Source organism: Endozoicomonas sp. ALB115 (assembly GCF_049310245.1).
Lineage (GTDB): Bacteria > Pseudomonadota > Gammaproteobacteria > Pseudomonadales > Endozoicomonadaceae > Endozoicomonas.
Window position 1 is genome coordinate 126,346 of the sequence record NZ_JBLYZG010000005.1, and the last position, 22,463, is coordinate 148,808.

The 22,463-nt window shown below is 49.2% G+C and carries 22 protein-coding genes, 1 tRNA gene and 1 other RNA gene; 8 read left to right on the forward strand and 16 right to left on the reverse strand.

Annotation, left to right across the window (positions count from 1 at the left end; translation table 11 throughout):
• Positions 1 to 702 (forward strand): M48 family metallopeptidase, encoded by a 702-nt coding sequence (locus ACO6VE_RS03925; RefSeq protein ID WP_422459822.1) that lies wholly within the window; start codon positions 1 to 3, stop codon positions 700 to 702.
• Positions 703 to 716: 14 nt separating this feature from the next.
• On the opposite strand, the gene ACO6VE_RS03930 is transcribed toward ACO6VE_RS03925, so the two are convergent.
• A complete protein-coding gene (locus ACO6VE_RS03930; protein WP_422448207.1) occupies positions 717 to 1,028 on the reverse strand; it encodes a hypothetical protein in 312 nt (103 codons plus the stop codon).
• A gap of 113 nt (positions 1,029 to 1,141) precedes the next feature.
• On the opposite strand from ACO6VE_RS03930, the gene ACO6VE_RS03935 reads away from it, so the two are divergent.
• From ACO6VE_RS03935 to ACO6VE_RS03945, 3 genes are all read left to right on the forward strand, one after another.
• A complete protein-coding gene (locus ACO6VE_RS03935; RefSeq protein WP_422448209.1) occupies positions 1,142 to 1,435 on the forward strand; it encodes a type II toxin-antitoxin system RelE/ParE family toxin in 294 nt (97 codons plus the stop codon).
• A 6-nt stretch (positions 1,436 to 1,441) separates the two neighbouring features.
• Positions 1,442 to 1,759, forward strand: a complete 318-nt coding sequence (locus tag ACO6VE_RS03940; RefSeq protein ID WP_422448211.1) for a HigA family addiction module antitoxin — start codon at positions 1,442 to 1,444, stop codon at positions 1,757 to 1,759.
• An 85-nt stretch (positions 1,760 to 1,844) separates the two neighbouring features.
• Positions 1,845 to 2,372, forward strand: a complete 528-nt coding sequence (locus ACO6VE_RS03945; RefSeq protein WP_422459824.1) for a hypothetical protein — start codon at positions 1,845 to 1,847, stop codon at positions 2,370 to 2,372.
• A gap of 525 nt (positions 2,373 to 2,897) precedes the next feature.
• On the opposite strand, the gene ACO6VE_RS03950 is transcribed toward ACO6VE_RS03945, so the two are convergent.
• The 5 genes from ACO6VE_RS03950 to hupB form a co-directional block, all read right to left on the reverse strand.
• Entirely contained in the window at positions 2,898 to 4,121 is a 1,224-nt protein-coding gene (locus tag ACO6VE_RS03950; RefSeq protein WP_422459826.1) for a hypothetical protein, read from the reverse strand.
• A gap of 166 nt (positions 4,122 to 4,287) precedes the next feature.
• Positions 4,288 to 5,127: an S-formylglutathione hydrolase gene (fghA, locus tag ACO6VE_RS03955; protein WP_422448217.1), complete on the reverse strand. Its 840-nt coding sequence runs from the start codon at positions 5,125 to 5,127 to the stop codon at positions 4,288 to 4,290.
• Between the two features lie 76 nt (positions 5,128 to 5,203).
• Positions 5,204 to 6,334 (reverse strand): S-(hydroxymethyl)glutathione dehydrogenase/class III alcohol dehydrogenase, encoded by a 1,131-nt coding sequence (locus tag ACO6VE_RS03960; protein WP_422459828.1) that lies wholly within the window; start codon positions 6,332 to 6,334, stop codon positions 5,204 to 5,206.
• Between the two features lie 315 nt (positions 6,335 to 6,649).
• Positions 6,650 to 8,551 carry a SurA N-terminal domain-containing protein gene (locus ACO6VE_RS03965; RefSeq protein ID WP_422459830.1) on the reverse strand — a complete coding sequence of 634 codons (1,902 nt, stop codon included), beginning with the start codon at positions 8,549 to 8,551 and terminating at the stop codon, positions 6,650 to 6,652.
• A 220-nt stretch (positions 8,552 to 8,771) separates the two neighbouring features.
• Positions 8,772 to 9,044, reverse strand: a complete 273-nt coding sequence (gene hupB / locus ACO6VE_RS03970) for a nucleoid-associated protein HU-beta (RefSeq protein ID WP_101746322.1) — start codon at positions 9,042 to 9,044, stop codon at positions 8,772 to 8,774.
• 121 nt (positions 9,045 to 9,165) lie between these two features.
• On the opposite strand from hupB, the gene ACO6VE_RS03975 reads away from it, so the two are divergent.
• Positions 9,166 to 9,336 (forward strand): hypothetical protein, encoded by a 171-nt coding sequence (locus tag ACO6VE_RS03975; RefSeq protein ID WP_422459832.1) that lies wholly within the window; start codon positions 9,166 to 9,168, stop codon positions 9,334 to 9,336.
• Between the two features lie 625 nt (positions 9,337 to 9,961).
• On the opposite strand, the gene lon is transcribed toward ACO6VE_RS03975, so the two are convergent.
• Positions 9,962 to 12,385, reverse strand: coding sequence for an endopeptidase La (lon, locus tag ACO6VE_RS03980; protein ID WP_422448225.1), 2,424 nt, complete (start codon positions 12,383 to 12,385; stop codon positions 9,962 to 9,964).
• 381 nt (positions 12,386 to 12,766) lie between these two features.
• Here lon and ACO6VE_RS03985 point away from each other — a divergent pair.
• Positions 12,767 to 12,843 (forward strand) — tRNA-Pro (locus ACO6VE_RS03985).
• 71 nt (positions 12,844 to 12,914) lie between these two features.
• On the opposite strand, the gene ACO6VE_RS03990 is transcribed toward ACO6VE_RS03985, so the two are convergent.
• The 7 genes from ACO6VE_RS03990 to ACO6VE_RS04020 form a co-directional block, all read right to left on the reverse strand.
• The gene (locus ACO6VE_RS03990) at positions 12,915 to 13,211 is read right to left on the reverse strand and encodes a DUF72 domain-containing protein (protein WP_422449553.1); all 297 of its coding nucleotides are present in this window, start codon (positions 13,209 to 13,211) and stop codon (positions 12,915 to 12,917) included.
• Positions 13,208 to 13,807, reverse strand: coding sequence for a recombination mediator RecR (gene recR / locus ACO6VE_RS03995; protein WP_422459834.1), 600 nt, complete (start codon positions 13,805 to 13,807; stop codon positions 13,208 to 13,210). Before recR ends, ACO6VE_RS03990 begins: the two co-directional genes overlap by 4 nt.
• A gap of 84 nt (positions 13,808 to 13,891) precedes the next feature.
• Complete coding sequence (locus ACO6VE_RS04000; protein WP_101746317.1) at positions 13,892 to 14,218, reverse strand: YbaB/EbfC family nucleoid-associated protein; 327 nt, start codon at positions 14,216 to 14,218, stop codon at positions 13,892 to 13,894.
• A 68-nt stretch (positions 14,219 to 14,286) separates the two neighbouring features.
• The gene (dnaX, locus tag ACO6VE_RS04005; protein ID WP_422459836.1) at positions 14,287 to 16,395 is read right to left on the reverse strand and encodes a DNA polymerase III subunit gamma/tau; all 2,109 of its coding nucleotides are present in this window, start codon (positions 16,393 to 16,395) and stop codon (positions 14,287 to 14,289) included.
• A gap of 151 nt (positions 16,396 to 16,546) precedes the next feature.
• Positions 16,547 to 16,643: signal recognition particle sRNA small type (gene ffs, locus ACO6VE_RS04010), an RNA gene on the reverse strand.
• A 151-nt stretch (positions 16,644 to 16,794) separates the two neighbouring features.
• A complete protein-coding gene (locus ACO6VE_RS04015) occupies positions 16,795 to 17,352 on the reverse strand; it encodes a TMEM165/GDT1 family protein (RefSeq protein ID WP_422448232.1) in 558 nt (185 codons plus the stop codon).
• A gap of 225 nt (positions 17,353 to 17,577) precedes the next feature.
• Positions 17,578 to 18,147 carry a hypothetical protein gene (locus ACO6VE_RS04020; protein ID WP_422448234.1) on the reverse strand — a complete coding sequence of 190 codons (570 nt, stop codon included), beginning with the start codon at positions 18,145 to 18,147 and terminating at the stop codon, positions 17,578 to 17,580.
• Positions 18,148 to 18,355: 208 nt separating this feature from the next.
• Between ACO6VE_RS04020 and ACO6VE_RS04025 the strand changes: the two genes are divergently transcribed.
• Complete coding sequence (locus ACO6VE_RS04025; RefSeq protein ID WP_422459838.1) at positions 18,356 to 19,669, forward strand: RNA ligase family protein; 1,314 nt, start codon at positions 18,356 to 18,358, stop codon at positions 19,667 to 19,669.
• Between the two features lie 13 nt (positions 19,670 to 19,682).
• Here ACO6VE_RS04025 and pncB read toward each other — a convergent pair whose 3' ends face one another.
• Both pncB and ACO6VE_RS04035 read right to left on the reverse strand, forming a co-directional pair.
• On the reverse strand, positions 19,683 to 20,873 hold the full coding sequence (gene pncB, locus ACO6VE_RS04030; RefSeq protein ID WP_422459840.1) for a nicotinate phosphoribosyltransferase: 1,191 nt from the start codon (positions 20,871 to 20,873) through the stop codon (positions 19,683 to 19,685).
• A gap of 11 nt (positions 20,874 to 20,884) precedes the next feature.
• Positions 20,885 to 21,598: an isochorismatase family protein gene (locus ACO6VE_RS04035; protein ID WP_209199741.1), complete on the reverse strand. Its 714-nt coding sequence runs from the start codon at positions 21,596 to 21,598 to the stop codon at positions 20,885 to 20,887.
• 55 nt (positions 21,599 to 21,653) lie between these two features.
• On the opposite strand from ACO6VE_RS04035, the gene ACO6VE_RS04040 reads away from it, so the two are divergent.
• Positions 21,654 to 22,382: an NUDIX hydrolase gene (locus ACO6VE_RS04040; protein ID WP_422448240.1), complete on the forward strand. Its 729-nt coding sequence runs from the start codon at positions 21,654 to 21,656 to the stop codon at positions 22,380 to 22,382.
• Positions 22,383 to 22,463 lie beyond the last annotated feature (81 nt).

Here is a 22,463-nt window from a genome sequence, read left to right on the forward strand (position 1 = left end):
ATGCCGCTGATTGCTTACGGGACAACCACCATCGAGTGGATTTTTCAGGCCGAACCGGGGCTGAAGCGGCACTACATCACCGTCGAGCGCGGTCGGCCGGTGTTGTTGCGAGGCAGAGCCATTCCTGAAGCCGAACAGCGGCAGTTAATCCGCCAGCGGGCCCGCTGGATTCGGGAACGATTGAAGGAAGTGAACCAGCCTTGCAAGGAGATGTACGTCACCGGCAGCCGGATTCTCTACCGGGGCAAAACCTGGTACTGCCAGGTGCAACCCGCTGCGGAACTGAGCAAGCCGGTGATCCGCTTCAGTAACAGCCGTTTCTTTATTCAGTCGCCCCAGGGGTACAGCATTTCCCGCAAAGCCCTGAAACCGGCGCTTGAGGGGTTTTATCGTGATAAAGCCAAAGAGAAACTGATGCCCCGCATTCGTCACTGGCAACGGGCAACGGGTTTGCAGGCGGTCTCGGCCCGGCTGTTCAAGTTCAAAGGCCGGTGGGCCAGTTGTTCCGATGATAATATCCTTGAGTTTCACCCCCGCTGTATGGAGTTGTCTCCGTCAGTGTTGGATTACGTCATTGTCCATGAACTGTGCCATACGGTGGAAAAGAGCCATAATCCGGCATTCTGGCTACTGGTGGAAAAACATTACCCACACTGGCAGCGGTGCCATGGGGAGATTGAGCGGTTGGGGGTGGAGGTTTAAACAACCCCTCACTGCTACGACAACTGAATTGTGCGCTCAATTTTAACTGCCGATTTATTCTCACAATCCTGCTTGTTAATTTCAAAGCCGCCAATCATCAATCCTTCACGGCCAAAGTATGAAAAAGCAAAAGTACCACCAGCATCCATAACTCTATTGATATCTGCATCTCTGCAAACCTTAAGGCGAACACTGGTAAGCAAATCTCCATACAGCCAATCAGGGTCAATTTCAGCCGCTTTGTAGTTAACAAACGTATGACAATAAATGAATTTTGCAGCAGGTACTGCCTTTATCCGGTCTGACCGTGTTTCTTTATTGATCATCACAGGAAGACCAATGACAGCATGGATAGACAGACCAACAGTCCTGTTTCAGCGTCTTGAACAACTACCCTGACTAATCACCAATAGCATGACATCCGTGCTATCATGTCAAAATGATCATTTCTTTCAGAGATAAGGCCACTGAGGATTTGTTTAACGGCATCGCGTCCCGTCATGCTCGTAAAGCCTGTCCTCAGTCACTGTTACGTCTTGTTCGCCGCAAGCTGGATCAGCTTGATTCGGCGGTATCGCTTGATGACCTGAAAGTGCCGCCAGGCAATCGGCTGGAGGCATTGACCGGGGATCGCAAAGGCCAATACAGCATCCGGCTTAACGATCAATACCGGATTTGTTTTGTCTGGAGCGACTCTGGTCCGGCTGATGTTGAAATCACGGATTACCATTAGGAGGCTATGATGACGCGTATTCCAACCAACCGAGCGCCCACTCATCCTGGCGAAATGTTGCGGGAGGAGTTTCTACTGCCAATGAACATCACCCAGCAAGAGCTTGCTGCTGCGATTCATGTCCCTTATCAGCGGGTTAATGAGCTAGTCAATGGCAAACGGGGGCTTACCCCGAGTACAGCCCTGCGCCTTGCCCGTTTTTTTGGCATGTCCGCAGACTTCTGGCTAAACCTCCAGCAACGATGGGATCTGTTCAAAGTACAGCAGGCTGAGCAGGATGATATTGAGCGTATAGAACCCGTCCAACAACAAAAGCAGGCCTGAACTTTTCGTCTTTATACCAGAGAACTACTAAAGATTACTGTTCGATAGTACGATGAAAGACTAACAAACCTCATGGAAAGAGATAATGAAAATAACAGAGAGAACCGAAGCCGCCAGAGGAGTCTACGCGGAAACTTTGCAGTCGCACAAAGGCCCTATGAAAAAAATGAAGGCTCTGGCCAGTGCTGCGAATTGCTTCTTCAACCGTCGGAAAGTACAAAACTGGCAAAAATCGAATACAACCACTATTTCTCAGGCTCCCACAGCTCAGGAGCCAGAAGCGCTGGTAAAGACAAACATCAAAGAGCGCACCGCAGCCCCTTCAGATATGCAGGCTGAATTAAAATCGGTATTGGCAAAAAGAGCGTTAACCGGGGAATCGCAGGGCAGTGACAGCGAGTTCGAGGCTGAATATGATTCTGCCGGTACAAAAGAAGACAATCAGGAAGCGTCTGTTACGGAACCAGAGAAAATAACGAAACAGCCTGAATCCGCAGACGACAAACTTATACCCGGCGGGGTGGAAAGGCTTAATCACCAGGCTGCGCATGACAAAATTAAAGTTCGCCCGCAAAAGCGCAGACCCCCTACCCGCAATCCCGGCCGTCACTGATGGACAAAAGGCAGGGCTTTAAATTATGAGCATTGATAGAAGAAAAATAACGTTAAGCCCCATAGGCAGCACAAAAGAGAGCAACAAAAACAGCACCTGAACGAACAACAAAGGCAGCGCCAAAGGGTGCAAGAAGGCTGCTTAGTAAAAAATCCCGTTTACGCAGAGCACTGAAGGACTCACCGAAGGGTGTTCCATAAATAAGGAACTTTAACAGGATGAAGTGGTCTTAACCTATAATTCAATAATCCAATGAACATATTTAACCCAGACCCAAATAATATTTCTGGAATTTCCTATTTTCAGGAGTTGCCGGGAAATTACTTACCAACAACTGTAGCTTCAGGTTCACACTTGGTCTGGCATGGGAATTGTGCAAAATCCATCAAATCTGGAAGGTGACAACATCTATCTTGATATAAATATTGATTGGACTGGCTCAGGCAGCAACTTTTATAATAAAAGTTGAATGGAAGCAGCAATTCAATTATTAGATAATTCACTAGATATATTTACTTTTTCTATTCAATCCTGCGCATCAACTACAAACAGCCCGCGATTCAATCTTGCACCCATATCCAACCACTCTCTTATTAAATAAGGTCTGTCATCCTCATTTATTGTCCTGAGTAATCCATCGTTCAGCTCAGCTTGTATATCAAAACAAACCTCCGCACCCAGTTCGAGGAGACATCTAGCAGAATCAGGACGATTATTAAGGATTTTTGTTAGGAGCATTGTATTAAGATCAGCCTGACTGTAAGGGTTGTTTGCACCGCAACTCACCCATTCTTTTACACCATGGGGATTATTACCTTCCGCATAACTCCGGGCGGCAAGATTTATAAATTGATTGGTTTTATCGGTTTTTTTGGCACCCAGTTCCAGCCAATGCTTAAATTGCACAATGCTATTTTCCTGGGCAACTCTTTCCAGATTTGAATCAAGAATTGTTTGAAATTCAGGTTTAATATCCGCACCAGCTTGTTTTAAAAAGATAACTTCTGTCGAGTCAGGTCTATCTTCATGAAGCTTACTGGCCAGAAGATCGTCAAGTTGTTGCTGAAGATTTTCTATGGTGGCCCCCATTGCCACACAATCTTTTACGTCAGATACATCTTTTTGCTTCAGGGATTGTTTTAACCATTCATTTAATTTCAGTTGAACGTTAGTATCTATCGAAGCTCCCAGATCGCACCATTCTTTCGCTTTATCCACTGTAGTAGCTGTTTTTAAACCTTCATTAAGTTTCTGCTGAAGGTCGGGTATCATTGCCCCCAGAGACAACCAGCCTCCGGCAAAAACGGGCTCATTACTCTTTATCATTCTTTCCAAGCCTGAATTCAGTTTATTTGTGACTTTAGCATCTATTTTCGCCCCAATATCCAGCCATACTTTCGCATGAAATGGATTTGGATTATCTTTAGCAAACTCTCGATTCAAACCGCCATTTATTTTGCGTTGAATATCATAACCATACAACCCTGAAGTATTGAGAACCACTTTTAATACACCCGGCAACTCCAGGTCTTCTATTAGAGGAACAGGAACATATTGACAGTTAGTCATAGTATCGAACTTTTTATTAACATAACTGATTGAATATTCCTCAAGCGATTTAACATGTATTTTTTCTAATTCATCAACAAGATATTTAGATAATTCCGGAGTTATATCATCAGAATCCTTGCTTAACTCTTTATACAATATTCCCTGAATACATTCTCGATAAGCTATATTACCAAGCATTATTGCCACCCTGTCATATTAATTTTTGCGTAATAATTGATATATAATTTCATTTGGTTAACTACTTAAAGCTGCTTTCACATAAAGCCAACCAACCAGTTATATTTTTACCAGAAGCCCGGATAAGGTATTTGCCAGAAAACCGGTAAATACCTTTTCCAGTCAGCTATAAAAACTTTTGTGAGTGAAATCTTAAGTGATCCTCAATAAACGTGGCAATAAAATGATAGGAATGATCATATCCCTCCTGCATTCTTATGGTCATTGGATACCCTTTGTCTGCAACTGCTTTTTTTAATGCATCCAGGTGCAACTGTTCGTGCAAAAAGGTATCACTGCTGCCCTGATCCACCAGTGTTGGAACTGCTACAGGTGATCTTTTCAACAGCTCACAGGCATCATAGTGTTTCCATTGCTCGCGATCATTACCAAGATAGCCCATAAATGCTTTTTGTCCCCATGGCGCATTGACCGGATTGCAGATCGGACTGAAAGCAGACACCGATGAGTAACGATCAGGGTTTCGCAAAGCAATCACCAGTGCACCATGCCCCCCCATGGAATGGCCGGCAATACTCCGTTTATCATTTACAGGAAAGTGCTGTTCAATGAGTTCTGGCAGCTCAGAAACCACATAATCATACATTTGATAGTGCTGACGCCATGGCTGCCGGGTAGCATTCACATAAAACCCGGCACCAAGCCCGAAGTCGTAGGCAGCGTCAGGATCATCTGGAACGTCATCCCCCCTGGGGCTGGTATCCGGTGCAACAATCGCAATGCCCAACTCTGAAGCTACCCGCTGGGCTCCCGACTTCTGCATAAAATTCTCATCGGTACAGGTCAGCCCGGACAACCAGTACAGAACGGGCACCGTTTTGCTCTGGCTTTCAGGAGGCATGTAGATGGCAAAACGCATGTTGCAGTTAAGGGTTCGTGACTCATGGGTGTACTGTTTATGCCAGCCACCAAACAGCTTATTACTGCTGATATTCTCCAAAGACATAGACCTTGCTCAATACGGGACAGGCCTTACTGAAAAAACCGTAAAGCCCCGGTGAAAAAAATAACCGATGGTGCAGTTATTGCCGGTAATGGATCACAGAGCGAATACTCTCTCCCTGATGCATCAGATCAAACGCCCTGTTAATCTCCTCCAATGCCATGGTATGGGTGATAAAATCGTCGAGTCTGAATTCACCCGCTAAATATTGCTCGACAATGCCCGGTAGCTCAGAACGGCCTTTCACCCCTCCAAATGCGGATCCACGCCATACACGCCCGGTCACCAGCTGGAATGGGCGGGTGGCTATTTCCTGGCCAGCACCGGCAACGCCGATGATAACCGACTCCCCCCAGCCTTTGTGACAGCACTCAAGTGCAGAACGCATGACGTTAACATTCCCGATACACTCAAAGGAAAAGTCAACACCACCATCGGTCATCTCGACGATCACATCCTGAATCGGTTTATCAACCAATGTTGAATTGACACAGTCAGTGGCTCCCAGCTTTCTGGCCAGTTCAAATTTTTTCTCATTAATATCAATCCCGATAATCCTGCCAGCACCGGCCATTCTGGCACCAATGATGGCCGATAGACCAATACCGCCAAGACCAAAGACTGCAACGGTGTCCCCGGGCTGTACCTTTGCGGTCTTTAATACGGCCCCCATACCGGTAGTGACTCCACAACCCAGCAGACAGACTTCTTCCAGCGGTGCATCAGGGCTGACTTTTGCCAGTGAAATCTCGGGTAACACGGTATACTCGGAAAATGTCGAACACCCCATGTAGTGATAAATGGGCTGACCATCCTTATAAAATCGGGTCGTACCGTCGGGCATCAGCCCCTTTCCCTGGGTTTCACGTATTTTCTGGCAGAGGTTGGTTTTACCTGAACGGCAAAATTTACACTCACCACACTCCGGTGTGTAGAGTGGAATGACATGATCACCAACAGCAACGCTGGTCACGCCCTCCCCCACCTGTTCGACAATCCCGCCACCCTCATGACCAAGAATGGCAGGAAATACCCCCTCCGGGTCATCACCGGACAAGGTAAAGGCATCGGTATGGCAAACACCTGTAGCAACGATGCGAACCAGCACCTCGCCAGCCTTTGGCAACATCACATCAACCTCTTCGATCGACAACGGTTGGCCTGCCCCCCAGGCAATGGCCGCTTTTGATTTAATAAATTGATCTGACATTACTATTTCCCAATATCGCTTATTGTTAGGCCACTGCCGAAAACCGTAGCTGAAACCAACAGTGTAACAATGGCAGGAGACGCTGCAAGGGGAGATCAGGATAACGGCTACGGCGGCTCAGGGTGAGCATATCATTATGCTCGCCTGACTGGATAATCGAGTGCTTGTACTTGCCTGCAGGAAGATGACCACAAAGACTATGGCTACTCTCTACCTGATAACAGGAAAACCATCAGGACAATTTTTTCTGCTTCTTATTAATGACAAAGGCCACCTTTCGGTGGCCTCCGGGACGTTGAATCCAAACTCAATTCATTACTGATTATCAAGCAGGATCTTTACCTTACCTCTCTCCTTCAGACTGGCAAGGTACTCATCAAACATTACGCGCCCATTGCCTGCTGCAATAAACTGACCCAGCCCTTTGAGCTGCTCAGGATTTGCTACTGCTTCACCGGGGTAGATGGCGCTCAGGCCAACCACTGCATAATCACCATTTGCCAAAGTGACTGAACGATAGGCGACACTGTTTCCGGGATGAGGCATTTTAAAGGCTTCCTGCAGGAGCTGTGCAGGCACACCGGGCATATTCCTGCTGGTTGCAGGACTCTCAACCACGTCCAGCTTCTGCTCATCAGCCAGCACGTTCAGCGCTGTTCCGGACTGCAGGGTCGTTACCATCTGTTCTGCACGGCTGGCCAGCTGTTCCCGGGCGCGGCTGTTCTTCAGGGCATTAACGATGGTTTCCTGCACATCAGCAAGGGGTATAAGCTCAGGTTTTTTGTGCTCCTTAACCCGGACCACAACAGCCTGTTCCGGAGTAATCTCAATCAGCTCACTATTGGCACCGAGATCCAATACATCTTCGCTGAAAGCCGCTGCTGATACGCGGGGATCGGCGGCAATACCCGATTCAGCACCCTTTCGACCAAAGGGCTCACTGGTCAATACGGTCAGGCCCAGCTGCTCTGCTGGCTGAGCCAGGTCAGAAGCCTCAAAGCTGATATCCGCGAGCTGCCTGGATTGTTCAATGAACAGGGAGTCAACTTCATTCTGCTTGAGTGCCACTTCAATATCTGCGCGCATCTCATTCAGCGATGGCACATCCGCTTTATCACGGGAAGTCACTTTCAGGATCTGTATACCGAAATCCGTTTCAATAGGCTCAGAAACCTGGCCAACGTTCAAACCTGCAACGGTATTGTCAAAAGCATCGCCAAAGAAGCCCGGCTCAACAGCCCCCAGATTACCGCCGTTCTCAGCGGTCATCGGATCATCAGAATAGGACCTGGCTAACTCGGCAAAATCGGTTCCGGCTTGCAGTTTGGCAACCACTTCATTGGCCCGTGCTTTCGCTTCATCAAGGGTGCGATCTTCACCGGTCTGAATCAAGATAACGGAAACATGGGCATTATTGCCAGACTGTTGCTGCAACTGTTCGACACGGTACTGGTATTCAGCTTCAATATCTTCAGCAGAGACGTCGATACCCCTGGCAATATCTGCCTTGTTCAGAACCACGTAGTTTACGACAACCTGCTCAGGCGTCATGAACTGATTCGAGTTGGCCTGGTAGTAAGTGCTGATCTCTTCTTCGGAAGGCGTAATGGCCTGACGAACCGGTTCCGCCGACAGCATAACCCAGGCGAGGTCACGGGTCTGACCTTCAAGACTCTGCAGTCGTTTAAGTTCTTCTGCAGTCACAAATTCGGTATTGGCAACCCCGGCGCGTAATTGCTGCAAGAGTGTTTCTTCGCGGATGGCGTCGCGGAACTGCAATGGTGTCATACCATAACTGCGAACCATCATCTGAAAACGGTCGGCATCAAAGCGGCCATTTTGCTGAAACTGCGGCATGGATACGATCAGCTTATCAATCTCGGCTTTGCCAATATCCATTTTCTGATCTTCAGCGTTTTGCAGTAACAACTGACGATCAATCAGGGCTTCAAGAACCGAGCTTTGCAGTAACTGATCGTCCAGCATGGCAGGATCAAACTGACCGCCCATTTGCTGAATCAAAACCCGCCGCTGCTGGTCAACAGCCTGAGCCAACTCTGCCCGGGTTATATCCTTACCATTGACTGACGCCACTTCCGGGTTGTTTGGATTGGGCGCAAGCGTTTCCAGACCAGTAATGGCCATCATAAAAGCGATGATGCCGACGACAACAAATGTCACCCAACTCTTCGCTTTGTCCCTCATCGATTGCAGCATAATAACCTCAGGTACCAGGGCCGCTGAGACAGCAGAGCATATCCCTTGTTCTTCTCACCCAGCCTGATGAAGACCAGGTTTAAAAAAAAAAGCGCATCATCGGATGCGCTTTCTGGTGAACCGGCAGACAACTCCCCTGGAATAATTCATGTGGAACCCTGCCTTGCCCACCTGATGAAATAGAACCGATTAAAGCACTATAACAGTGAACCGTACCAGATCAGTTCACGGCATCCTTAAGAGCCTTACCAGCTTTGAAGCTTGGAATTCTGGCAGCGGCGATTTCAATCGGCTCACCAGTCTGTGGGTTACGGCCGGTACGAGCGGCACGCTCTTTCACAGAAAATGTGCCAAAACCTACCAGAACAACCTGCTCACCATTTTTCAGTGCACCAGTGACAGAGTTAATCACGGCGTCCAGGGCTCGACCAGCGGCAGCCTTAGAAATGTCTGCAGATGCAGCGATAGCATCAATAAGCTCGGACTTGTTCACTCTATTCCCCTTCTAAGTAGGATGCGTTTTCAATCATTAACAGAGGATAGACACAGAAAGCGTGCTGGCAACTGAGTAATTTACCGGTCTTCTGTCATCTACCCTATCAGGTGCGACCGATATGCTGCTGCATTTTCCAGTGAAAAACAAGCACCATACATGCACCTTCGTCATTAATAGCCTGCCAACCAGCCAATTTGATCTAAAACCACTGAAAATAATCACCAGAATCCATTATGCCAATGGCAACCATCGAACACTGACAGCGAACGATAACACCGGGGCAGTATGAAGTCTGATAATCTGCCGTCAAGCAAATTGTCTGACTGGATTCAAGAAGTCTGGCGGGAAACCCGCTTCCCCCGGAGCTACTGAAGACAGTAGTCCGAAGGCTCATCAAATCGGGGAAGCAGAGTCATTCCTGCGTTTCTTGTCTGGAGGGTCATAGGAAAGCAAATCACCGGTTACAGTCTGTACCTGTCCGGTCATTCCGGTAAAAGAAGTCTACTTTTATCCGCATTAGCATACAGTTGTCTGACAGTTGAGCTGACAACCTGACTCTATGGCTTCGACCTGGCCCGGATATTTCATAAACATGCTCCCGCTCTCACTTGTCCGTTGCCGCTCTAAGGGAGTTTTGTTCAGTCGACCGTACTCCCCGGTACGGCGCTCCCTCACAAAATCCCTTAGAGCGACAAAGTCCTCGGCTTTGGCATCCTGCGTCGCCCTATCTCCCACATCCATGTGGTCGTGCGCGAGAATCGGGGCAGTTTATGAAAAATCCGGGCTAACTCCTGATCCGAAGTAGCGGCAATTTATACCAATCGTCCGGCCGTCATGTCAACTGAAGAATCCACCGGAAAGCCCCGTCATTACTGAACGACCGCCCAATACAGGGCGGTCTTCACCTTCAACGGTCAGTGGGTATTGACACGTTCATCGCTTTTCTGCCCGGTTTTCTGCTCGGAATCGGCAACTTCCAGTGCTTTTTCTGGCAGGGCTTCGGGCATATACGACAGCGCTACTTCCAGAACTTCATCAATCCACTGAACCGGAATAATCTCCAGGTCATCCTTGATATTGTCAGGGATCTCTTTCAGGTCGCGACGGTTCTCTTCAGGAATCAGCACCTTCTTGATACCACCACGATGAGCTGCCAGAAGTTTCTCTTTCAGACCTCCGATGGCAAGGACCTGTCCCCGGAGGGTGATCTCACCGGTCATGGCAACATCTGCCCGAACCGGAATCCCGGTCAGAATGGACACAAGGGCGGTACACATACCGATACCCGCACTTGGGCCATCTTTTGGCGTCGCGCCTTCAGGAACGTGAATGTGCAGATCGTTCTTCTGATGAAAATCAGGCTCAATACCCATGGCGGCTGCCCGGGAGCGAACCACCGTCAATGCCGCCTGGATTGACTCCTGCATCACATCACCCAGGGAGCCGGTTTTGATAATCTGCCCTTTGCCGGGAACCGCTACCGACTCAATGGTCAGCAACTCACCGCCAACCGATGTCCAGGCCAGGCCGGTTACCTGACCGATCTGATCCTGATCTTCAGCCCGTCCATAGGTGAACTTGCGAACCCCCAGGAAGTCTTCAAGCACTTCCGTGGTAACGGCGCTCTTGCGGTCCTTTTCAGACAGCGCTTCCTGTTTTACCGCCCGGCGACAGACCTTGGCAATTTCCCGCTCAAGTCCACGGACACCGGCTTCTTTGGTGTAGTAGCGGATGATATCCAGCACTGCATCATCAGCAAAGGACAGCTCGCCCTTACGGAGGCCACTGCGCTTGATTTGCTTGGGCACCAGATAACGCTTGGCAATATTGAGTTTCTCATCCTCGGTGTAACCCGGAATGCGGATCACCTCCATACGGTCCAGCAACGGCCCGGGAATATCCATGGAGTTGGAGGTACAGACAAACATAACATCGGAAAGATCGTAATCCACTTCCAGATAGTGGTCATTGAATGAGTTGTTCTGCTCAGGGTCCAGCACCTCCAGCAACGCTGAAGCCGGATCACCACGCATATCAGAGCCCATTTTGTCGATTTCATCCAGCAGGATAAGCGGGTTTTTCACTTCAACCTTAGCCATCTTCTGGATCAGTTTACCCGGCATGGAGCCAATGTAAGTCCTGCGGTGACCGCGGATTTCCGCTTCATCACGAACGCCACCCAGCGCCATACGGACAAACTTGCGATTCGTCGCCCTGGCCAGTGACTCACCCAGTGACGTTTTACCAACCCCGGGAGGTCCCACCAGACAGAGCACAGGCCCCTTCAGTTTACGAACCCGCTTCTGCACGGCAAGATATTCAAGGATACGTTCCTTAACCTCTTCCAGCCCATAGTGATCAGCCTCAAGAATATCCTGGGCACGCTTCATATCATGGCGGACTTTGCTGCGCTTTTTCCAGGGAACACTGAGCATCCAGTCAATATAGCCCCTGACCACCGTCGCCTCTGCGGACATCGGCGACATCATTTTCAGTTTGGCCAGTTCCGCCAGGGTTTTCTCCCTGGCCTCCAGGGTCATCCCCGCCTGATCAATTTTCGCTTTCAGCTCTTCCAGCTCGTTGGGTGCATCGTCCATATCCCCCAACTCTTTCTGAATGGCTTTCATCTGCTCATTCAGGTAATACTCTCGCTGGCTGCGCTCCATCTGTTTCTTGACGCGACCACGGATTTTCTTTTCCACCTGCAGAAAATCCATCTCACCCTGCATAATACCAATCAGATACTCCAACCGGTCGCCCAGGTCGATGATCTCAAGCATCTTCTGCTTGTCTTCGATCTTCATGGGCATGTGTGCACTGATGGTATCCACCAGCTTGGCCGGGTCTTTGATACCGGATAATGAGCTAAGCACCTCATTCGGTACTTTCTTGCTCAATTGCACATACTGCTCAAACTGAGACATCACAGAACGAACCAGCAGCTCACCTTCCCGGTCGCTGATCTGCTCTGAAAGCTGCTCATGAACTTTCGCCTTAACCAGCCCATCGTCTTCATAGACCGAGTCAATCGTTACCCGGGTCTCACCTTCCACCAGAACCTTGACCGTTCCGTCTGGTAACTTCAGCAACTGCAGAATGCTGGCAACGGTGCCCACAGAAAACAGGTCTTCCACCTGAGGCTCATCGGTCTGGGCACTTTTCTGGGCTACCAGCAGAATTCTCTTGTCACCAGACATTGCCAGGTCCAGCGCCTGGATGGATTTTTCCCTGCCGACAAACAGCGGGATCACCATATGCGGGTAGACCACCACATCACGGAGGGGCAACAACGGCAATTCATAGTGCTCTGATGGTTGCAGGGTATCTTTATTATCCATAGCTCAGCCCCTATATGTTCAATATCAATAAAGCCTGCCGTCCACCAGCCCGCTGGCTGGCTGAAAACTGGAAAGTGAAAACCTGGCAGGCATTCAGGACACGATCTATTACGTGTTTGATCAATGGTCAGCCTACAGCAGAACTACCTGAAACACCGTCTCAGGCATCTGTAAAACCGGCCATGGTCTCTAAGATGGGGCTTTTCCGGCTAAATTACAATAGCCACGTATTTTCGTCTCCTGAAAACGGCTAAGGGACGCTTCATCAGGACTCAAGTCCGGGATAAAGAATCTTGTAACATCAAGAACTTGCAAAAGAACTTCGTTCAGGTAACATAACAGTCATTCGGAAGAGACGTCGCATCGACTCTTCAGGAGAGTCGGAGCGTAGCGCAGCCTGGTAGCGCACCACAATGGGGTTGTGGGGGTCGGAGGTTCAAATCCTCTCGCTCCGACCAAATTATTTTTACCTATCTCTCAGATTTACCTACTCCCTGTTTTACCCAAGCCTTCAAATCCCCCATCTTCTTCAGAAGATATCCATCTGATCGGTTTGAGCCTCAATCTTCAGCGGATGCCATCCGGGCAAGTCCTGAAAACTGTCATGAAAGCGCTTGGCCAGAAGAGGAACCTCGCGATTACTTGGGCTATGCATAAAAAAGCAGGGTTGTTTTCCTGCTGATATCCATTCCCTCAACTTGTGCTGCCAGGGTATAAGATACTCTTCATCACAGGTCATATCCCCCAGGCCAATAAAACGAATCATTGGAAAATGCCCGGTAGCAATTGCATGCACAGGAAGACGGGGCTTTTTAGCCTGAGTCAGATTTCAACCTTCTTGCGGCCTGCCAGGGCATGGGCCAGGGTACCACCATCCACAAACTCAAGCTCACCACCCAGGGGAACACCATGGGCAATGCGAGTGGCCGTCACCCCGAGGGTTTTCAACTCCTCAGCAATATAGTGCGCCGTGGCCTCACCTTCCACCGTCGGGTTGGTTGCCAGGATGACCTCTTCTACCTGATTATCAGCCACCGTTTTCAACAGGTGTTCAATGCCAATATCTTCTGGCCCGATACCATCAATAGGCGACAAATGCCCCATTAACACAAAGTAACGTCCTAAAAAGCCACCGGCCTGCTCAAAAGCCATAACATCCGAAGGATTCTCGACAATACACAACAGTTTTTCATCCCTGCCGGGATTGGCACAAATCTGACAGACAGGTTCTTCTGTCAGGGTACGGCAATGCCCGCATCGCCCCACCCCTTCGGCAGCCTGCCGGAGAGCAGACGACAAGCGCACAGCCCCGTCACGATCCCTTTCCAGCAGGTGCAACGCCATTCTCTGGGCCGAACGCGGCCCCACGCCTGGCAGACAGCGTAATGACTCCATCAATTCCCTGATCATGGGGCTGAACATAAACAAAACCTGATTAACAATGATATCGCTACCCGACACGCAGTAGCTCTAAGCAACATAGCAAGCGTGTCGGGCGTAAGGAGTTTAGAATGGCAGTTTTATACCGGCTGGAAGACCGAGCCCTGAGGTCAGCTCACCCATTTTTTCCTTGTTGTTCTCTTCTACTTTGCGAACCGCATCATTAATTGCTGCAGCCACCAGATCTTCCAACATCTCCTTATCTTCCGCAAATAGACTTGGATCGATCTCCACCTTACGAACATCATAACGACCGGTCATGATGACCTTAACCAGCCCGGCACCGGCTTCACCAGTGACTACTGCATTGGCCAACTCCTCCTGGAGTTTCTCCATATCTTCCTGCATTTTCTGGGCCTGCTTCATCAGATTGCCCATACCACCTTTAAACATATTGACCTCTGCACAAAAAACACCAAACAGGGACCACCGAAATTCACCGATAATCCCGCCCGGGCTTTTTACTTGATAATATTACCAACTGGTTGAATCGAATCATCCAGAACCATGGCCGAAAAGGTCTCAATCAACCCCTTTACCCTGGCATCGGAATAAATACTCTCTTTCGCTTCCTGGAGACGCTCGGCAATTTTCCGTTCGCGCCAGGCAGCAGGAGTTTCATTAACAATACGACCAGTGTCAATTGACAGTTTAACGGACTGTTCAAAATAATCACACAGCGCCTTTTCCACACGCTGACGATGGGTGTCGTTGTAGAGCGTGCTGCGCTGTTCATCAAGTCGCAACCGGACAGCACCCTGTTCACTGTCAACAAACTCACAATGGGAACCAATGGTGCCTGTCACCCCTCCCAGGGGAAGACCGCGAAAAACCTGAATCCAGCTCACAGCATCCATCTGCGTAAATGGCACCCGGTCTTCTTTTGCCGGTAATTCCACCACAGCCCTGACCGTGGTTTCAGGGGCAACAACCGATGGCAGACTCAGAGACTGGTGAGCAGAGGCATCCGCTACAGTAGCGATTTCCTGTGAATTGACTCCGGACGACCAGTGTGCCTGCATATCATCCAGAGCACTGTCACGCTCATCATAAACAGGCGACTCAAAGGCAGCCTGGTCATAAGCTGACAGTGGAACGACCTCGGGGACTGGCGGTGTATCTTCACTGACCACTGCCCGGGAGGCTATTTCCTCTGTTGGTGTCTCAGGTGGCTCATCAGCAATAACAGGAGGCTCAAAGGTATCCCTGTGACCACCGCTCTGGACCGAAGGGTTTTCGTGCTCAACTGTTTCCCGAGCAATTTCATGAATAACAGCAGGCGCATCAACTTGCTGGGTAGCAGGCTCAGGCTCCGGATCAGAAGCACCTTCTTCATCAGACGTGCTGTTGTGAGATGAAGAGCCTTCAGCTGATGAAAAGCTTTGCGCAGATGAAGAGGCGACACTGTTTGTCGGCGGCGCTGCAACCGCCATCACATCCTGTTTTGCACCAGAAATATCAAGCGGCCTGCCAGCCGCTGGCGCACCATCGGGCCGGAACGCCAGCATACGCAACAAGGCCATTTCAAAACCACCCCGGGGATCCGGTGCCAGGGGCAGATCTTTCTTGCCCACAAGACCAATCTGGTAATAAAGCTGCACATCCTCAGCCGTCATTGATGATGCCAGCGCTATAACCTGCTCACGATCACCCTGACTGTTATCAACGGCATCGGGCACAGCCTGGGCAATGGCCACCCGGTGCAGCAGGGACAACATATCATCCAGTACCGCCAGATAATCCGGCGAATGCTCTGCCAGGGATGACACCGAACCCAGGATATGGGCCGCATTGGCGGTCGACAGCGCCACCACCATCTTCATCACCTGCCCCTGGTTAATGGTACCCAGCATCGCCCCCACCTCAGCCTCACTGACTCGCCCGTTGCCAAAAGCAATGGCCTGATCCGTCAAACTGAGGGCATCACGCATACTGCCATCCGCAGCACGGGCCAGCTGCCACAGGGCCGCCACTTCGCAGGGGATCTGTTCCTGTCCGAGGATATTCTCCAGATGACCGACAATTCGCTCTGGCGTCATATTCTTCAGGCTGAACTGAAGACAGCGGGACAAAATAGTCACCGGCAACTTTTGAGGATCGGTGGTTGCCAGCAGGAATTTCACATGGGGAGGCGGCTCTTCCAGCGTTTTCAACAGCGCGTTAAAACTGTGCGCCGAGAGCATGTGCACCTCATCGATCAGGTACACCTTATAACGCCCACGGGTTGGCGCATACTGGACGTTATCCAACAGTTCCCGGGTATCTTCTACCTTGGTTCTGGAGGCCGCATCCACTTCAATCAGGTCCACAAACCGGCCATCATCAATCTCTTTACAGGCTGAACACTGGCCACAGGGGGTCGAGCTGACACCCTGCTCACAGTTCAGACACCTGGCAAAAATACGGGCAATGGTGGTCTTACCCACACCCCGGGTACCGGTAAACAGGTAGGCATGGTGGAGACGATCCTGATCCAGGGCATTAACCAGCGCCTGAAGAACATGGGACTGCCCTACCAGCTCTTTGAAAGAACGGGGTCGCCATTTGCGTGCAAGAACCTGATAGCTCATTGAGTAGCGTCAATACCTGAGATGGGAATTAAAGAGTATCTATGCTAACCAAGAAGCCTTGAAATTGCACGATCAGGAAGCTTTAGAGAAGTATTTGAAAGCGAGTTTGGGAGTGAGGAAAATCCGGAGAACCCGAAATGATGGAGGCGAACCCTGCCAGCCACACCCCGGCACATAACGTCACTACTACCGTTGCTCCCTTCCGGGCCTGGCGGGGTTCGTAGCTGATTATTGCGGGGGGACCGGCAAGGTCCACCATAAAGACCGGGGCATCGCGTCCCGATGCAGCGCATTCTGCATAAAACCCGACCTGACGTCAACTGCCAGCGCACATCTGGCCATCATTTTATTCACAATCAGGCCCGGTTTTTTCCGGCTGGTGAGCCCGGAAAAATATTATCATTGATTCACCAGCGCCAACACACCCAACACCGCAAACAACAACGCTGCCCCACGGTGAATCCATTGCAGTGGCAGCCTCTCTGCCAAATTCTCACCAAAGAAGACCACGGGCATATTGGCCAGCAGCATGCCCAGCGTAGTGCCGGCAATCACCATGATCGTGGCAGAATATTCAGCCGCCAGAAGCACAGTCGCGACCTGGGTCTTATCGCCCATTTCGGCCACAAAAAACAGAGCCAGTGTCGTTAGAAAAACACCATAACCCGCCATTGACCCATCATTGTCATCCAGCTTATCCGGGACCAGGGCCCATACAGCAACAGCAAAAAAGGAAGCGGCAATCAGATATTGAAGAATATCGGGGGAAATCCAGGCGACCACCCAACTGCCAAACCAGACGGCAACGGCATGGTTCAACAGAGTCGCCAGCAAAATAGCCAGAGAGATCAGCCAGGGAGCGCGAAACCGCAATGCCAGCATCAGCGAGAGCAGCTGGGTCTTGTCACCGATTTCAGCAAGAAAAACAACCAGTGCGGAAAGGGAAAAGGTTTCCATAACAAGTCCGGGCAGGCGATGAATGATTGGCTCTTGAACCGGATCGGAACCAGTATTGGCCAGACTCTACTGAACCGCAGTGTTGAACACAACAGACCGGAGAATACAGAAAACATTGTAAGCTGGTGCTGATATTGAACATAACCTGCGTATTACATTTCTTACAAACCAGGGGATAGCCGAAAGACTCCCTGCCTTTTGGGACCAGGTGAGCACAAGGAGCAGCTACGCATTTTTTTGCCGATGACGGTCAGTGGGTATTTGATTTAATACCCCGGGCTGTTCAGTTATTACCGTTGACATGTTGTTTATCAGTTCATGGAGGCCCTCAATTTTCTCGCTATTCATTGTGCATGTATGATTATTTTCGGTTTGGCTCCTGCATAATCGATCAAGCTTTTTATATAGCGCTTCGTCATTTCCTTTAATCAATTTTTTAAGATCAGTAATTGCATCCCGATTTTTTTTACATCCAAGAAAAGTAGCACATTGCCTCTCGGATAATCGTTCAAGCTTTTCCTTTAACTCTTTTTTTAACTCTTTGTTGCTTATCAGCAACAGTTTGGTTTCATAGTCGCGCCGGACAATATTGCGTTGCTCCATGGCCAGACCAATGGCTGAAGCTGTGCAAAATGAAACAAAACCGATAGGAACAGCTTTAGGGAGAGTCGATACCGCATAACATAAAAGTGAGCCAATCTGACCGCAAGAACATGAGATAATTAATACCTCTTCGTTCAAAAAGTAGTCTTTCAGATGGCAGGACGGCGCACCTGGGCATGATGTAGACTGCATTATTCAATTCCTGTTGACCAGTATGGGAAATAAGTTATTGCTGCCGGGTCAGCTCACATGAAAAACGAATTTCTGAAGAACAAATTCCAACTCATATTTTCTAGACTTTCTTTCCAAAAAAAAGTTCAACACGTATCGATTGAAAGGCCTATGATTCCCTGAAACACTTGTTTTTTCCTGACAGTCATTATTTGACAGGTATTTAATAATGTTTACCCCATCAGCAATTTCACCACCAATAGCAACCACACTGACAAATCAATTATCGAATGAATGTTCAAGAGAGTTTGATAGCAGCAAAACACAAGCAGTCAAGCCAGAAACCCAAGTAAAGATCAATGAAGGGACATATACGACAACACCTGAGAAAAAATGCCTTGATGATTATGGAATAACGGTAAATTATGAGGCCGAAGGAAGCCAGCTCGGTTTCAGGTATTTTAACTCGATAATCGGTTCCAGAACGGATCAGGAAAAACACAACCGATTCATGTCTGAATTGCGATCAATCAATGAAGTGGATGTGGATGCACTTAAATGTGTAGCAACAGAAAAGCACGATGGCATTAACACCACCATTAAAGTCGACAGGAATGGCAACGTTTGTTTATACAAAAGACTGACCAAGGTACATAACAAAAGTGATCCTTTGGCAGGGCTTATCGAGAAAAAGTACACTGAAGATATTTTTGCTGTTAATCGCTGGATGAATAAAAATAACATCGATACTGTCTTCCTCCGCTGTGAAATGGTGGGCTTTAATATTCAAAACAGACAGAATTACGGTTTGAGTCATCACTTGATTGCATTTGCCCTGGATATAGAGGGGGAACAACTCCCTTTCGATCAGTTCAGTCAGTTGTGGGATAAGGAAATTCGTCCTCCAAACATGCATAAGGTCAATGTGCTGGCAGAAGGAACATTCAAAGAACTCTGTAATTTCAAGGTTAATCATGTTCCCGGAACATCGGCTGCGATGCTTGCCAGTCAAGTGAATAACATCGAGATCATGCCTTCAGAACTGACTACGGATATTGAAGGGGTAGTGATTCAGCCCGAGCATGAATTATTGTATGTGCCCACTTTCAGGGATACGGAAGCCAGCAACGCCATTCAGGAAAAAAAGAGAAACAATGAGCCGCTACCCTGCTTTGTTGAGGGGACAGATACCAGACGACGCTTTTGTTATAAACTCCTGGCAGACTGGGTTGTCGGGGAAGCCGGGGCATCGTCTGCTGGCGGAAAAGTTGAAGATCAGGTGAGAAAGAAACTGGCTAACCAGTTACTTGACATTATTGAGCAGAGGGACCTGATTAAAGAACAGGGCACGCTGAATAATCGAAAGGAGTTGAGCCAGAAAATATCAACAGTTTTCGATATGGCAAGGGATGAGTTGATCTACACGCACCCGGGAAGCGAGGAGATCCTGGCGTGGGGAAAAATGAAAGGATACGTTAACAAAAGGCTGGTTGAACTGATAAAACAGGCCAACCCCCAGCTTTTTCCAGTCAAATCCCCATGACCGGCATGATTGGTCATGAGTATCCGTAATCTGACTGATAGCCAAACGTTTTCTTTAACCGCTCAATATAGTCCTTATCACGGCACAGTGTTTTACCCGGGCTGTCTGAGAGTTTGGCGACGGGAGCCCCATTCAGCTCGGTTAATTTCAGAACAATATTGGGCGCATTAAAGCCCATATCGTTGGTGAGATAGGTACCAATCCCAAAGCTGACATTAATTTTGCCAGCGAACCATTGGTAAATAGCCAACGCTTTATCAAAGTTCAGCTTATCACTGAACACCAGGCTTTTGCTGCGCGGGTCAATGCCCAGTCGGCGATAATGATCAAGGGCCAATTCCCCCCAGACGAAAGGGTCACCGGAATCATGGCGCATCCCCTGGTAGGCGCTGGCCAGCTCAACATCAAAGTCCTTCAGAAACGCTGCCATGCTGATGGTATCCGTAAGCGCTATGCCGAGCTGACCTTGATACTCATCCAGCCATACCCTTAACGCATCTTTCTGACTGGTCCGCAGACTCTGACCGAGAACCTGATGGGACTGCAGCCACTCATGGGCCATGGTGCCTACCGGTTTCAAGCCAAGGGTTCTTGCCAGATTCAGGTTGCTGGTGCCCGCAAAGTTATCTGGCAGGCGGTGCTTCAGGGTTTCCACGACGTGGTAATGCCAGTCCCTTGAAAACCGCCGACGCGTACCAAAATCGACCAGAATAATACCACTATCGCCCGGAAGCTGGCTCAGCTTTTCATCAAGGCGACGCTGGCCTTGAGTAATTACATCATCCTGAGCTCCCTGACCATAAAAGCTATGACCATGAAGCTCACTGACGATTGCCAGCAGGAAAATTTCAAAGTGGGTAATTTCACTCCAGAGCCCCTCAATCACCAACGACAATTGACCACTGGTCTGTTCAATGGCAACCGCATGTGGGTCAAGCCGGAAACCCTCAAGATACTCGATAAAATCATCCGCAATAAACGGCAGAGTAGACAGCCACTCAAGTTCTTCCGAACCCAGGCGCAGCTCTCCCAGAAATTCACACTGCCTTTTCAGTTGCTTTTTTGACAGGGCTAACGGCTGGTCACTCCGGCAATGAAACTCCATGCGAGCCCAGGCATCCGGATAGCGATGCACCATGGACTGCTGCATGGTGTATTTATACAGGTCGGTGTCGAGGAGGGTTGGTATAATCGGGCTATCCATACTTCTTTCCTTCAGAGAGCGTCGGCATCACTGACCGCATCAGCAATGATCAGATCGCTGGCACTCTCTACCAAAATAACTCCGCCGGCATTCAGTTCGGCAATAGCATCAGCCACTGATGATTCAGCCAGGCCACGGGTGGCGGCAAGATTGACATACACCTGAAAACCAGCCCGCTGCAGTTGCAATGCCGTGGTTTTTACACAGAAATCAAGCGCCAGACCACCAACCAATACGGTGGTAATGCCTTTATTGGTTAAAAATTCGATAACTCCTGTACTCAACCGTTCTACCAGATCATGAAAACAGGCACCATAGGGATGAATATCCATCTCGACCCCCTTCCAGACAAAATAATCATAATCCGTCACGTCGGGAAGCCCACTCACCAGCTCAAACCCCTGTGTGCCGGGGACAGCATGTCGATTCCAGCGAAGATCAACATTTTTATGACCGGTTACCGGCGTCAACTGCGGATACTCTGCCCCAGCCACCCATACTGCATTGGCCGGATGCGCATCCTTGGAACCCACACGAACACCAGCCAGCCGGGCCTGGCGATTCAACTCGGCAGCGATATTATGACCATCCGGAACCGGTAGCTCATCTGGACACAACGGGGTGAAACAGTTCTGGGCATCCACATCAAAAGCAGCAATGGTCTCCCTCGACCCAATGGCATACATTATTTTCACCGTGACAAAAGGAATCTGATTCACTAACATAGTGAATTATGTTCTCTAACCTGTCAACCAGAGTATCTGCCATCAGGATTTGTCCATGGGCCCCAAGCCGACCAAGAGCCTTCAGCCAATTAAAAGCCTCAAGACAATCAAGAGCCTGAACACGGCACTTATATCTGTCGATCTGGTCGTATTTCAGCTCAGCGCCAACAACAGCCTCCAGGTACTTGTTCATCAGTTACCGGAAAATAAGTGCCCCCAGCTCCCGGCAGGCAGAATAGAGCCTGAATTTGATCACTGCCTTGAAGATACGGCAAAACGACAACTGAGCCGACTGACGTCAGAACCTGCCACCTATTTCGAGCAGGTCGTCACCATTGGCGATAACCAGAGAGACTCCAGGGGCTGGTCATTAACCGTCGTTTACTACGCACTCCTTCGTCCGGGTAATGAACAGCCATTACAGGCCCAGGCGGCATGGGTTGATGTTGTGAATGATCAACCAGTAACCAGATTGGCCTATGATCATAACCAACTGGTTATGGAAGCGCTGGACAGACTGAAAAATAAAATACAGTACAGTGCGCTGCCTGTTTATCTGCTTCCAACAGAGTTCACGTTATCCGATATTCAAAATGTCTTTTCTGTTATTCTTGGCAAAGCCCCACCCATGCGCTCGATCCGCAACCGTTTCCTGAATTACAATCTGCTTGAGGATACCGGCAAAAAGCGCTATGGAAGCAACCGGCCCGCTACGCTTTACCAGACAAACCGACAGTCAGAAAACTGGTTATTTGACAGGCTCTATTTAACAACTAAAGTTTGAAAAATCTTCTGGTGAGAATTCATATTATATCCGGATTGTCACACATTAACCCCTGCAAATTGATTAGTAAAATTGATTAAC

What these genes read in the sequence shown, in the direction of transcription:
- ACO6VE_RS03960 (WP_422459828.1), bottom strand. Translation starts at nt 6,334, where the DNA reads ATGTCAGATCAATTTATTAAATCAAAAGCGGCCATTGCCTGGGGGGCA.
- ACO6VE_RS03925 (WP_422459822.1), top strand. Translation starts at nt 1, where the DNA reads ATGCCGCTGATTGCTTACGGGACAACCACCATCGAGTGGATTTTTCAG.
- ACO6VE_RS04020 (WP_422448234.1), bottom strand. Translation starts at nt 18,147, where the DNA reads ATGCAGTCTACATCATGCCCAGGTGCGCCGTCCTGCCATCTGAAAGAC.
- ACO6VE_RS03950 (WP_422459826.1), bottom strand. Translation starts at nt 4,121, where the DNA reads ATGCTTGGTAATATAGCTTATCGAGAATGTATTCAGGGAATATTGTAT.
- ACO6VE_RS03940 (WP_422448211.1), top strand. Translation starts at nt 1,442, where the DNA reads ATGATGACGCGTATTCCAACCAACCGAGCGCCCACTCATCCTGGCGAA.
- ACO6VE_RS03975 (WP_422459832.1), top strand. Translation starts at nt 9,166, where the DNA reads ATGCTGCTGCATTTTCCAGTGAAAAACAAGCACCATACATGCACCTTC.
- recR (WP_422459834.1), bottom strand. Translation starts at nt 13,807, where the DNA reads ATGTTCAGCCCCATGATCAGGGAATTGATGGAGTCATTACGCTGTCTG.
- ACO6VE_RS03935 (WP_422448209.1), top strand. Translation starts at nt 1,142, where the DNA reads ATGATCATTTCTTTCAGAGATAAGGCCACTGAGGATTTGTTTAACGGC.
- pncB (WP_422459840.1), bottom strand. Translation starts at nt 20,873, where the DNA reads ATGGATAGCCCGATTATACCAACCCTCCTCGACACCGACCTGTATAAA.
- ACO6VE_RS03965 (WP_422459830.1), bottom strand. Translation starts at nt 8,551, where the DNA reads ATGCTGCAATCGATGAGGGACAAAGCGAAGAGTTGGGTGACATTTGTT.
- ACO6VE_RS04000 (WP_101746317.1), bottom strand. Translation starts at nt 14,218, where the DNA reads ATGTTTAAAGGTGGTATGGGCAATCTGATGAAGCAGGCCCAGAAAATG.
- fghA (WP_422448217.1), bottom strand. Translation starts at nt 5,127, where the DNA reads ATGTCTTTGGAGAATATCAGCAGTAATAAGCTGTTTGGTGGCTGGCAT.
- lon (WP_422448225.1), bottom strand. Translation starts at nt 12,385, where the DNA reads ATGGATAATAAAGATACCCTGCAACCATCAGAGCACTATGAATTGCCG.
- ACO6VE_RS04040 (WP_422448240.1), top strand. Translation starts at nt 21,654, where the DNA reads ATGGGCCCCAAGCCGACCAAGAGCCTTCAGCCAATTAAAAGCCTCAAG.
- ACO6VE_RS03930 (WP_422448207.1), bottom strand. Translation starts at nt 1,028, where the DNA reads ATGATCAATAAAGAAACACGGTCAGACCGGATAAAGGCAGTACCTGCT.
- ACO6VE_RS03945 (WP_422459824.1), top strand. Translation starts at nt 1,845, where the DNA reads ATGAAAATAACAGAGAGAACCGAAGCCGCCAGAGGAGTCTACGCGGAA.
- ACO6VE_RS04035 (WP_209199741.1), bottom strand. Translation starts at nt 21,598, where the DNA reads ATGTTAGTGAATCAGATTCCTTTTGTCACGGTGAAAATAATGTATGCC.
- ACO6VE_RS04015 (WP_422448232.1), bottom strand. Translation starts at nt 17,352, where the DNA reads ATGGAAACCTTTTCCCTTTCCGCACTGGTTGTTTTTCTTGCTGAAATC.
- ACO6VE_RS04025 (WP_422459838.1), top strand. Translation starts at nt 18,356, where the DNA reads ATGTTTACCCCATCAGCAATTTCACCACCAATAGCAACCACACTGACA.
- dnaX (WP_422459836.1), bottom strand. Translation starts at nt 16,395, where the DNA reads ATGAGCTATCAGGTTCTTGCACGCAAATGGCGACCCCGTTCTTTCAAA.